This window comes from Nocardia amikacinitolerans NBRC 108937 (genome assembly GCF_001612615.1).
Classification (GTDB): Bacteria; Actinomycetota; Actinomycetes; order Mycobacteriales; family Mycobacteriaceae; genus Nocardia; species Nocardia amikacinitolerans.
The window spans coordinates 56,304-67,832 of record NZ_BDAU01000019.1 but is presented as its reverse complement, the minus strand read 5'-3'; the positions used below and the strand labels follow the sequence as shown (position 1 = coordinate 67,832).

Here is an 11,529-nt window from a genome sequence, read left to right as displayed (position 1 = left end):
TCGACCGGTGCGGGGCATCTCTGGGGAAGCGTTTGCGGTGGGGTCGAACCGGTGTGGGGGCACCTCGGCGGAGCAGCGCTGGGCGAACGGGTCATCCCGCGCGTCGTTCCGGAGCCCGGTGGCCGAGTGCGCAGCGGCGTCAACCGGCAGGGCGTAGGGGCAGCGGTGGGTGTAGTGCGCTCGGCGTCATCGACCGGCGTGCGGCGCTTCGGCGCGGTGGATGAAGTGCGCGCGCGTGCGTCGACCGGTGCGGGCATCTCTGGCGAGGGTTGGCGGGCGAAGGCCCGCGGTGGGGTCGAACCGGCGTGGGGCGCCTCGGCGGAGCAGCGCCGGGACGGGGCACCCTGCGCGTCGTTCCGGAGCCTTGTCGCGCCGAGTGGGCGGCGGCGTCAACCGGCGGGGCGCCGAGGGCGGAGGGCAGCGGTGGGTGAAGTGCGCTCGGCGTCATCGAGCGGCGTGCGGCGCTTCGCGGAGTGGTGGTGGGCGCAGTGCGCGCAATGGCGTCGACCGGAGCGAGCTCCTGTGGCGGAGCGGCACCGGGCCGAGGGCGCACAGCCGCGTCAATCGGCGCGGCGCACCTCGGCGGAGCGGTGTCGCGCCAAGTGGATCAGCAGGGGTACGCCGAGTGGCGCCATCCCGACAGCCCCGTACAAGGCCGAGTAGGGGAGATCGAGGAAGGCGGCGTGGGCGAGGGTGGAGCCGAGCCAGGTCCAGAGGAAGACCGCGATGGGCACCGCAAACGAGGCGCCGGCGCGGGGTTGGGTGGGGCTGGGCGCGGCGCGGTCCCAGACCGCGAGCAGCAGCGCCATCAGCAGGCCGACGCAGAACCAGCCGAGGTAGTTGGTGAGCGGGATGTGGTCCAGTCCGGGCAACCCGGAATCGGTGTCGCACCAAGTCCATTGACCGTCGGCCACCATCTGCGGATCGAGGAAGAGGTCCCACCCGACCGCACCGATCGTGGTCAGAACGACTCGCCCCGCGGTCCCGCGGGTGACGATCCCGGCCACGATCCACACCGGATACATCCCGCCCGTCCAGGCCAGCGGCACCAGCAGTGGCACGCCCGCGAGCGACGGCCCGATTCGATCCTGCGCGTACTCGTAACAGCCGAACGGGATTCCGGTCGCCACCCCGAGCATCTCGGCGAGCAGACCGACCCCCGAGACGATCACCAGAAACCCCAGCGCGTACCGAGTTCCCCGGGTGGCGGCGGCATGCGCGAGGGCTGTGCCCGCGGAAAGCAGCACGACAACCACGGTGATCCGGTCCCGCGCCGCACCCTCGGTGAGCGGATAGCAGATCTGGGCGAGCACGAGCAGGACCGCGAGCAACACAGGCACCGGGTGCCGCACCGACCGCAGGCTCTCGCGACCCGGCATACGCATCACCGGGTCCGTCATCGCTTGCGCGGGAAGGGAAATCGCCTGCGCCGGGCGTCGCGCAGGGCGAGCCGCGCCGCCGTCCGTCCGCTGGCGCCGGAGACGCCACCGCCGGGATGGGTGGACGCCCCCGTCAGATACAGTCCGGGCGCACCGGGCACCCGCTGACCCGAGAGTTCAGGCAGCGGCCGCCACAACATCATCTGATCCAGCGACATCTCCACGTGCATCACATTGCCGCCGCGCAGCCCCATCTCCCGTTCCAGGTCGACCGGCGTCTGCACGAACCGCTCGCGCACAGTCGAGGCGAAACCCGGTGCGTACGAGTCGACCTCGGCGATGATCCGATCGCCCTCGCGATCCGCGTGCGCGGCCCAGTCGCTGCCGTCGGCCAGCCGATAGGGATGCCACTGCGCCCACAGCGAGAGCTGGTGCTTGCCCGGCGGCGCGATGCTCGGGTCGAGCGCGCTGAAACTCATCGCGAGCACCACCGGCCGCGGCGGCAGGTCGCCCGCCAGCGCCGCCCCGTGCGCGCGCCGCAGCTGTGCGCGATCCGAGACGAGAAATTGCAGGCCGCGCGCGGATTCCGCGGTGGCGGCACCCGGGTACTCGGGCAGCGCGGTCGTCGCCACCCGCACCACCATGCCGATGCCGGGCCCGACCCGGATGCGGCGCTGCCAGTCGTCCAGCGTCGCGCCGTCGAATCCGCCGGCGCGCAGCAGGTCCAGTGTGGTGAGGACGTGCGCGCCCGCGATCACCGCGTCGGCGCGCAGCTCCCGCCCGGACGCCGTACGCACCACCCAGCCCTCGCCGACGCGCCCGATCGAGGTGACCGCGTCACCCGCCGCCACCGCCGCACCGTCGGCGCGCAGCCGCGCGACCAGCGCCGCGCTCAACACGCCACTGCCGCCGACCGCCCGCCCCGGCGGCAGCGTGTGCATCAGCGCCGCGAAGCCGACCATCGGCGCCGTGCCGGGTTCCGACATCGGCGGACCGGACTGCGCACCGAACCAGGCCAGCGACGCCTTGAGCCGTTCGTCGCGAAACAAGCTGTCCAGCAACGCGTCCCCGGACTGCAAGAACTCCCTGGACAGCGCGCTGCCACCGGCCTTCGCGTCAAGCCCCCAGAACGAACGAAGCAGATGACCGGGCCCCGGCGCGCCGCCGAACGCGCGCATCACCCGCGCGCTGCGCGGACCCCACACCGCGACGAACCGCCGGTACGCCTCGGCGTCGGCCGTCCCGCACGCCGCGGCGATGGACGCGCACGTCGCGTCGACGTCGCGGTGGAAGACGATCGGCGGCCTGCCCTCGGCATCGGCAGGGGTGAATCCCCAAGGATCGCAATCGATGTAACGCAGTCCGAAGCGCTCCAGCTCGAGCTCCTCGACGATCCCCGTGTGCCGGATCATGATGTGCGCCGACGAGCCGCGGTCCACCAGGTGCCCGGGGAAACGCTCGACCGTGGACACCGCGCCGCCGAGCACCTCGTCGCGCTCCAACACCTCGACCCGGTGACCCTCGCGCGCCAGATAACAGGCCGCCACCAGGGCGTTGTGGCCGGAACCGACGACCACCACGTTCACAGCGGCAGCCGCCTGCCCAGGATCGCGAAGGGCCGGTTGTCGCCCGCGAACACGAAATGCCGGATGACGTCGGCGAATCCCTCCCTGCGATAGAGCCGCCACGCGCGGTTCTCCTCGCCTGCCACCTCCGGCGTGGACAGCAGCACCGCGCTCTCCGTCCGGTCCTGCAGCAGCCTGCGCAGCAGGGTGGCGCCGATGCCGCGGCCCTGCGCGCTCGGGTGCACGTGCAACTCGGTCAGCTCGAAATAGTCCGAAAGCAGTTCGCGCGCAGAGTGTTCCGGCCAGCCGGAGCGGCGCATACCGCTGTGCACCTGCTGGTGCCACCACTGGTGCGGCGCGCCGCGGTAGCCGTAGGCGATGGCGACGATGGGCGACGTGCGCAGGTCGACGCGGCCGTCGTCGCCGGGGAGCAGCGCGGCGACCGCCTGCCAGCCCGCGCGGGTGGTGTGCTCGGTCCACATCGGCGCGCGATGGTTCTCGGTGCCGCGCGGATAGTCCATCGCGGCGACATAGACCGCTAGCGCGTCGTGCAGCCGGTAACGCAGGTCCGCGACCGAGAGGTCGACGACGACGGGTGCGGGTGCGGGTGAGTGATGTGGCTTGACGGCTGTCATGGCTCTCGTCGGACCGCGCGGACGCGGAAAGTTGTCGGTGGGCGTCTCTATATTCAAGCTCAATTCAAACGTTCGAATACCTGTTCGGTCCGCGCGGTGCACGGGGACCGGAGGTGTGCGAGTGCGGAGGGACGAGCCGATGAGTCGGATCGAGCAGCCGGGCCAGCCCGGCAAGGCGGGGAAACTGCTGAAGAAGGCCGACGGACTGCTGATGCAGGCGGCGGGGGAGACCGATCCGCGGGAACGCTTCCGTACCGCGTACCTCGCCGCGCTGCGCGGCGCGGGTGCGGTGCTCGCGTTCACCGGCGCCGACGCCGCGCCGCGGGCCCGCTCGCGCAACGCATGGGTGCTGTTGCAGCGCGCCGCGCCCGAGTTCGTCATGTGGGCCGATTACTTCAGCGCGCGCTCGGAGCTGCGCGCCGCGCTGGAGGCCGGATTGGACCGCGAAGTGGACGAGCGGCAGGCCGACGAGTTCTCTTCGCGGGTGGGGGCATTCCTGCACGACGTGGAAGATCTGCTGAAGTCGGCCGCGCGGTTGCGGCCCGCGCCGGGATGGAGCGGAGGCATGACCGCTTAGTTATCACCGAGAAGGTGGTACGGCCCTGATCGAACTCGTATCATTGGTGACAGATAGCCGCCAAGGTCGGCTATCTGTCGCCTACCCGGAGGCGACAAGCCACGTCCTAGTGCCGGGGGAGGTACCGTGCCACTCTCCGAGCACGAGCAGCGCATGCTCGAACAGATCGAGAGCGCGCTCTATGCTGAGGATCCGAAGTTCGCCTCGTCCGTCCGCGGCGGACGCCTTCGCTCGACCTCGAGTCGTCGCAGACTCCAGGCCGCGGCCTTGTTCGTCCTCGGTCTGTTTCTACTGGTCGCCGGTATCGCCGCTCCGGTGAAGCCCGGTGGCTTTCCGATCATCAGCCTGATCGGATTCATCGTCATGTTCGGCGCCGGCGTGCTGCTGCTGCTCGGCAACTCCAAGGGCGCCGCCCGTGGCGCGCGTTCCGGCGAGGCGCCTTCCAGCGGGCCGGGCGGTGGCGGATCGAGCGGACCTGGGCGTCAGCGCAAGTCCGGTGGTTTCTCCGAACGCATGGAGGATCGCTTCCGGAGACGGTTCGAGCAGGAGTAGCTCGGCTGTAACCCGACATCTTCATCGCGACAGGCGACGCCGCACCACACGATGGTGCGGCGTCGCCTGCTCGCGTTTCGGCCACTCTCCGCGAACCGCTCCCGCGGGGTAGTGGATAGGCGCACCTCCACCTTCGCTCCGGTTGCGCGCGGTATCCGGAGGACTTCGTCCCATGGCCTCCCGAGGCGGTTCCCACTTCTCCCCACGACGTTCCCCACCTTCCCCCAGAACCACCCCGGATCGGCTGCAGGACCTTGCCTACCAGGGCGGTTTGCTGGATGTTTCCGGGCTGTCTCAGGCCGACGCCCGCGTGTCGGCACAACATGCAAAAAGTTCCCCACCCCGGTGATAGCTGGGATGACCTGCGAAATCGTCTCGGCGGGGAGCCAGATCACCTCCACTTTCGATTGAAAGTGGGGGAAAGTGGGGTAATGTGGAGCGCGCACTACAGGAGAGGCCATCCAGAGAGGTGATCCAGTAGGGAGGTATCGAGATGTTTCTCGGTACCTACACACCTCGGCTGGATGACAAAGGGCGACTCACGTTGCCTGCGAAGTTTCGAGACGATCTGGCGGGAGGGTTGATGGTCACGAAGGGTCAGGACCACAGCCTTGCCGTGTACCCCAAGGAAGAGTTCACCGCGCTCGCTCGCCGAGCCGCGGCCGCGTCTCGCAGCAACCCGCAGGCCCGCGCGTTCGTCAGGGCACTCGCGGCCGGAACCGATGAACAGCGTCCGGACGCGCAGGGCCGCATCACGTTGTCGGCGGATCATCGGCGCTACGCGAACCTGGACCGGGATTGCGTGGTGATCGGCTCGGTCGACTTCCTCGAGATTTGGGACAAGCAGGCGTGGGAGTCCTACCTCGCCGAGCACGAGGAGGATTACGCGCAAGCGAGAGACGAGTCGCTGGGCGGAATCTTCTAGCCCGAGCGAACGAGTGCCGCGCGGCCTCTGCCCGGACGCGGACCCTGGCGTACTTCCCCGACGCCAGGTGCCGTTGTTCGGTCAGAGACCACGGGGCATTCGTTCTCGACAGCAGCTTCTTAATCAAAAGCACTGTGGAACAAGGCGACCCGTGTGCGATGGTCGAACGTTCGGCCACCGGCGCTCGCCATCCGGTGCACAGCGACGACGCGAGGCAGGATCCGGGAGGTCTGGGTGAACCGTGAACAGGACGGCCCCCGGCATGTTCCGGTTCTCCTGGGCCGAGCCGATGAACTGCTCGGTCCCGCGCTCACCGAACCCGGCGCCGTCTACGTCGACGCCACCCTTGGTCTCGGCGGTCACGCCGAACATTTCCTGCGCACCTATCCCGGGCTACGACTGGTCGGGCTGGACAGGGACACGAACGCGTTGCGCTTGGCCGAGGACCGGCTGCGCCCGTTCGCGGACCGAATCACTTTGGTGCACACCACCTATGACGGCATCGCCGACGCGCTGACCCAGGCCGGACTCGATCCGGTCGGTTCGGTGAGCGGCATCCTGATGGACCTCGGCGTCTCGTCGATGCAGCTGGACGAGGCCGAGCGCGGCTTCGCCTACTCCGTCGACGCGCCGCTGGACATGCGGATGGATCCGACGAGGGGCATCACCGCCGCCGACGTGCTCAACACCTACAGCCACGGCGATCTCGCCAGGGTGCTGAAGACCTACGGCGAGGAGCGTTTCGCGGGCAAGATCGCCTCGGAGGTGGTGCGCCGCCGCCAGCAGCGGCCGTTCACCACGAGCGCCGAGCTCGTCGAACTGCTCTACGCGACCATCCCGGCCGCGGCGAGGCGGACCGGCGGCCATCCCGCCAAGCGCACCTTCCAGGCGCTGCGGGTGGAGGTGAACGGCGAGCTCGACTCGCTACGCGCCGCGCTACCCGCCGCGCTGGACGCGCTCCGGCTCGGCGGGCGGATCGTGATCATGTCCTACCAGTCGCTGGAGGACAAGCTCGTCAAGCAGGAGCTGGCGCCGCGGATCGTCTCACGCACGCCGGTGGACCTGCCGGTCGAATTGCCCGGCATGGGACCGGAATTCCGGATGCTCACCCGCGGCGCCGAGAAGGCGACCGAGCGGGAAATAGACGAGAACCCGCGGGCCGCGCCCGTGCGCATGCGGGCGGCCGAACGGATTCAGGAAAGGGGATGAACGTGACGACATCGAGCCCGAGCTCGGCCGCCGTCGCGCTCATCGGACGTCGGTTCGCGACCGGAGGCGCACCGCGCGCGCCGATCGTCGCGGGCCGCACGACGTCGACGGGGTGGGGGTGTTCTTGCGGAACAGAGGAGGCGACGACACCATGAGTATCCGGACGCGCACGGTCGAGTCGCCGGGCCGGGTCGCCCGTCGCGTGCAGGCCGCCGAGCGGGTCAAATCCGGTGCGGCGCAACGCGCTTACGCCAAGCGCAAGATGCGTGCCGAGCAGCGCGCCGACGCGGGGCCGCGGCTGCCGACCGGCAGGTCGGTGATGGCCGCGCGGATACCGTTCGTCGCGGCGATCATCGCGATGCTCGGCTGCGGTCTCGCGCTCACCCTGCTGCTCACCACCAGGGCGGCCGAGGACAGCTACCAGCTCAGCGACGCGAGGGAGCTCAACAGGAAGCTCTCCGAGGAGCGCGCCGCCCTGCAGCGCGAGGTCGAGGCCGCCGACTCCGCGCCCGAACTCGCCGCCCGCGCTCGCGAACTCGGCATGATCCCGGCGAAGGATCCGGCCAGGCTGGTGATCGGCCCGGACGGCACGGTGACGGTGATCGGCAAGGAGACCCCGGCGCAGGGCGCGCCCGCGCCGCCGTTGAACGTCACGCCGTCCGCGCGCCCGTCCGCCCAGCCAGGCCACGCGCAGGCGCAGGGTGAGCGCGTCGTGCCGGTGTCGACCACGCCGGCCAGGCCGAGCGCCGCGCAGGCCAACGGCAACACCCCGAGCCCGACACCCGCCGCGCCACCGGTTCCCGGGGCGGTCGCGGGTCAGCCGTCGCCGCTACCGCCGCCGCCCGCCGAGGTGCCGCAGCCCGCTGCGCAGAATCCGGCAGCGGCACAAGACCCGGCGGCGCCGCAGCCCGCGGCCCAGGATCCCGCCGTGGCACCGGATCCCGCCGCATCGCAGCCAGTGGCGCAAGCCCCGGCCGACCAGTCCGCACCGCCCGGCGCACAGGTCGCGCCGCAAGATCAGCCGGGAGGCACTCGATGACCCAGACCAGACCCGCGCCGCGCAAGCGGCGCGGGTCGGTGGCATCGAGGCCGTCGAGATCGCGCGCCGCCGCCGATCGACCCGTGCGGCTTCGGCTGGGGGTCGGCCGGATCGTCATGCTGGTCGCGCTGGCCGTCGTCGCGCTCCAATTGCTCTGGATCCAGAGCATTTCCGCTCCCGGCCTCTCGGCGCAGGCGGCCAGCCAGCGCACCGTGCGACTGACCGACCAGGCCACCCGCGGCCCGATCACCGACCGCAACGGCAAGTCGCTCGCCTTCACCACCGCCGCGGTGGAATTGCACTTCCAACCGGTGCGGGTGCGCAAGGATCTGGAGGACGCGAAGGCCAAGAGCGACAAGGCGCCCGACCCGGACGAGCGTCTGCAAGCCATCGCCAAGACGATCCACGAGAAGCTCGGCAAGAACGCGCCGTCGGAATCGGCGTTGCTCGACAAACTGCGCAGTGACGAGACGTTCGTCTATCTCGCCCGCAATGTCGATCCGCGGGTCGCGACGGACATCACCGTGCAGTTCCCTGAGGTGGGCGCGGACTCGCAGCCGCGGCGCGAATACCCGGGCGGATCGCTTGCCGCCAACATCCTCGGCGCCACCGGGTGGGACGGGCACGGCCTGATCGGCCTGGAATCCTCGCTGGACTCGGTGCTCGCGGGCACCGACGGCTCCCACACCTACGACCGCGGTTCGGACGGCGCCGTCATTCCCGGCAGCTGGCGCGACAAGCAGCCCGCTGTCAACGGCAACGGGGTCGAACTCACCCTCGACTCCGACCTGCAGTACTACGTGCAGCAGCAGGTGCAGCAGGCCAGGGAGATGTCCGGCGCGCAGGGCGCCTCGGCGGTGGTCCTCGACGCCAAGACGGGCCAAGTGCTCGCCATGGCCAACGACAACACCTTCAATCCGACGCTGGGCCCGCAGAACTGGAGCTCGGCCAAGACGAGCAACCCGTCGGTGAGCGACCCGTTCGAACCCGGCTCGGTGAACAAGATCGTCACGGCGGCCGCGGCCATCGAGTACGGGTTGAGCCATCCCGACGAGGTCCATCAGGTCCCCGGCTCGATCCGGATGGCGGGCGTCACCGTCGGCGACGCCTGGGGCCACGGCGTCGCGCCGTACACGACCACCGGCATCTTCGCGAAGTCGTCCAACGTCGGCACCCTGATGCTGGCCCAGCGCGTGGGCGAGGACCGCTACGCGGACATGCTGTACCGCTTCGGTCTCGGCCAGCGCACCGGCGTCGGCCTGCCGGGCGAGACCGGGGGCCAGGTGCCGTCGCGGGATCAGTGGTCCGGCGGCACCTTCGCCAATCTGCCCATCGGACAAGGCCTTTCGATGTCCACGCTGCAGATGACGGGAATGTACCAGGCCATCGCGAACGATGGTATGCGCATCCCGCCGCGCATCGTGAAGGCAAAGATCGCGCCGGACGGCGCTCGCACCGAGGAGCCGCAGCCGGAGGGCGTGCGGGTGGTGAGTCCGCAGACCGCGCAGACGCTGCGGCACATGTTCCAGGCCGTGGTGCAGCGCGATCCGATGAACGCCGACCAGAACGGCACCGGGTGGCCCGCCGCGATCGAGGGCTACCGGATCGCGGGCAAGACCGGCACCGCGCAGAAGATCGATCCCGGCTGCAAGTGCTACTCGAGCTCCAGCTACTGGATCACCTTCGCGGGCATGGCCCCCGCCGACAACCCGCGGTACGTGATCGGCATGATGCTGGACAACCCTGTGCGCAGCTCCGACGGCAGCGGCGGTCAGTCGGCGGCGCCGCTGTTCCACAACATCGCGTCGTGGGCGCTGCAGCGCGACCGGATCCCGCCGTCGACCGCGCCGGCGGAGAAGTTCGTCCTGCAGGCCGGTGTGTGATTCCGGCTTTGTCGAACGTGGTATTTCCCTGTCCAGGCGCGCGCTCGGCGCGGCAACACCGAGGCGCGTTGTTCACCGATGAGTCCGCGTCGGTAACCTGACTCGTCACCAGAGATCCGTGCCGTCTACAGATGCCCTGTCAGAGAGGAGCGAGGTGCCCGCGCAGTCCAGCCAGCCCGTGCTGCGGCCGGTCGACCCGCCGTCGACACCGCTGACCACCGTGCTGGAGCTGACCGGCGCCCGCCCGTCGGCGACGGTCCCCGGCGATCTCGTCGTCACCGGGATCGAGCAGCGTTCGAACGCGGTACAACCCGGCGATCTGTTCGCCGCGCTGCCCGGCTCGCAGTCGCACGGCGCGCGCTTCGCCGCCGACGCCGTCGCGCGCGGCGCTGTGGCCGTGTTCACCGACGCCGAGGGTGCCGCACTGGCCGGGGAACTCGGCGTTCCCGTGCTGGTGCGCGAACGCCCGCGCGAGGTGCTCGGCGAACTCTCCGCGGCCCTGTACGGCAACCCCTCCGAGCGCCTGCGCATCGTCGGCATCACCGGCACCTCCGGCAAGACAACCACCTCGTATCTGGTGGAGGCGGGCTTGGCGGCGGGCGGCCTGTCCACGGCACTGATCGGCACCATCGAGACCAGGATCGGCGGCCGCCGGGTGCCGAGCGCGCTGACCACCCCCGAGGCGCCGCAGCTGCACGCGATGTTCGCGCTGATGGTCGAGCAGGGCGTGGACGCGGTGGTGATGGAGGTGTCCAGTCACGCGCTGGCGCTGGGCCGGGTCGACGGCGTGCGCTTCGCGGTGGGCGCGTTCACCAATCTCTCCCAGGATCACCTGGATTTCCACGCCGATTTCGAGGACTACTTCGGCGCCAAGCGCAGGTTGTTCGAGCCGGGCTCGGCCGTCGCCGCACGCACCTCGGTGATCTGCGTCGACGACGAGTGGGGCCGCAGGCTGGCCGCGAGCCTGCCCGCGCCGACCACGGTCGCGACCACCGGACCCGCGGATTGGCACGTGGCGGGCGCGGTCGCCGCGCACGGCCCGGAGCAGCGGTTCACCGCCGCCGGCCCGGACGCGAATGTCGATGTGCGCCTTCGTCTTCCCGGCCGCTACAACGTCGCCAACGCGCTGCTCGCCGTGGCCGTGTGCGCCGCGGCGGGTGTCGATCCCGCCGCCGCGGCGCCCGCGCTGGCCACCGTCGACGTGCCGGGCCGGATGCAGCGCGTCGAGCGGGGACAGGACTTCCTCGCCGTGGTGGACTACGCGCACAAGCCCGCCGCGCTGGAGTCGGTGATCGCGACCCTGCGCGTGCACCTTGCCGCCGACAATCCGGCCGCGCCCGGTCGCCTTGCCGTGGTGTTCGGCGCGGGCGGCGACCGCGACGCGGGCAAGCGACCGCTGATGGGCGAGGTCGCGGCCAGGGGCGCCGACTTGGTCGTCATCACCGACGACAACCCGCGCTCGGAGGATCCCGCCTCGATCCGGGCCGCGATCGGCGCGGGCGCGCTGGCCGTGCCCGCTGACGAGCGCGGCGAGGTGCGTGAGATCGGTGACCGCGCCGCGGCCATCGCCGCCGCGGTGGACTGGGCACGGCCCGGTGACGCCGTGCTGATCGCGGGCAAGGGCCACGAGACGGGCCAGGAGATCCGCGGCGTGAAACACCCTTTCGACGATCGCGATGTCGTGGCGGACGCCTTGTCGCGCAGGGTGGCCGCGGAGGCGCGGGCATGAACTTTCAGGCGGCACAGCATGTTCAGCGAGCACAGC

At 70.7% G+C, this 11,529-nt stretch carries 10 protein-coding genes; 7 read left to right on the top strand and 3 right to left on the bottom strand.

The genetic code is table 11. The features are described from left to right. Positions 1–560: 560 nt before the first annotated feature. From NAM01S_RS15615 to NAM01S_RS15605, 3 genes are read right to left on the bottom strand one after another with little or no spacing between them, the layout of a single operon-like run. Positions 561–1,385, bottom strand: a complete 825-nt coding sequence (locus tag NAM01S_RS15615) for a carotenoid biosynthesis protein (protein WP_253798852.1) — start codon at positions 1,383–1,385, stop codon at positions 561–563. A gap of 11 nt (positions 1,386–1,396) precedes the next feature. Next, positions 1,397–2,965 carry a phytoene desaturase family protein gene (locus NAM01S_RS15610; RefSeq protein WP_067785779.1) on the bottom strand — a complete coding sequence of 523 codons (1,569 nt, stop codon included), beginning with the start codon at positions 2,963–2,965 and terminating at the stop codon, positions 1,397–1,399. Beyond that, positions 2,962–3,579, bottom strand: a complete 618-nt coding sequence (locus NAM01S_RS15605) for a GNAT family N-acetyltransferase (RefSeq protein ID WP_067785776.1) — start codon at positions 3,577–3,579, stop codon at positions 2,962–2,964. The genes NAM01S_RS15610 and NAM01S_RS15605 overlap by 4 nt, the downstream gene beginning before the upstream one ends. A 139-nt stretch (positions 3,580–3,718) precedes the next feature. Between NAM01S_RS15605 and NAM01S_RS15600 the strand changes: the two genes are divergently transcribed. From NAM01S_RS15600 to NAM01S_RS15570, 7 genes are all read left to right on the top strand, one after another. Beyond that, positions 3,719–4,156, top strand: coding sequence for an SAV_6107 family HEPN domain-containing protein (locus NAM01S_RS15600; RefSeq protein WP_067785773.1), 438 nt, complete (start codon positions 3,719–3,721; stop codon positions 4,154–4,156). Positions 4,157–4,282: 126 nt separating this feature from the next. After that, positions 4,283–4,708: an SCO2097 family morphological protein gene (locus NAM01S_RS15595; protein ID WP_067785770.1), complete on the top strand. Its 426-nt coding sequence runs from the start codon at positions 4,283–4,285 to the stop codon at positions 4,706–4,708. 493 nt (positions 4,709–5,201) lie between these two features. Continuing rightward, positions 5,202–5,633 carry a division/cell wall cluster transcriptional repressor MraZ gene (gene mraZ, locus NAM01S_RS15590; RefSeq protein ID WP_067785767.1) on the top strand — a complete coding sequence of 144 codons (432 nt, stop codon included), beginning with the start codon at positions 5,202–5,204 and terminating at the stop codon, positions 5,631–5,633. A gap of 219 nt (positions 5,634–5,852) precedes the next feature. Beyond that, positions 5,853–6,842, top strand: a complete 990-nt coding sequence (gene rsmH, locus NAM01S_RS15585) for a 16S rRNA (cytosine(1402)-N(4))-methyltransferase RsmH (protein ID WP_307188684.1) — start codon at positions 5,853–5,855, stop codon at positions 6,840–6,842. Positions 6,843–6,993: 151 nt separating this feature from the next. Then, entirely contained in the window at positions 6,994–7,881 is an 888-nt protein-coding gene (gene ftsL / locus NAM01S_RS36580) for a cell division protein FtsL (RefSeq protein WP_253798891.1), read from the top strand. Then, on the top strand, positions 7,878–9,764 hold the full coding sequence (locus NAM01S_RS15575) for a peptidoglycan D,D-transpeptidase FtsI family protein (RefSeq protein ID WP_084482972.1): 1,887 nt from the start codon (positions 7,878–7,880) through the stop codon (positions 9,762–9,764). The genes ftsL and NAM01S_RS15575 overlap by 4 nt, the downstream gene beginning before the upstream one ends. A 154-nt stretch (positions 9,765–9,918) precedes the next feature. After that, entirely contained in the window at positions 9,919–11,493 is a 1,575-nt protein-coding gene (locus NAM01S_RS15570) for a UDP-N-acetylmuramoyl-L-alanyl-D-glutamate--2,6-diaminopimelate ligase (protein WP_084482971.1), read from the top strand. Positions 11,494–11,529: the final 36 nt, after the last annotated feature.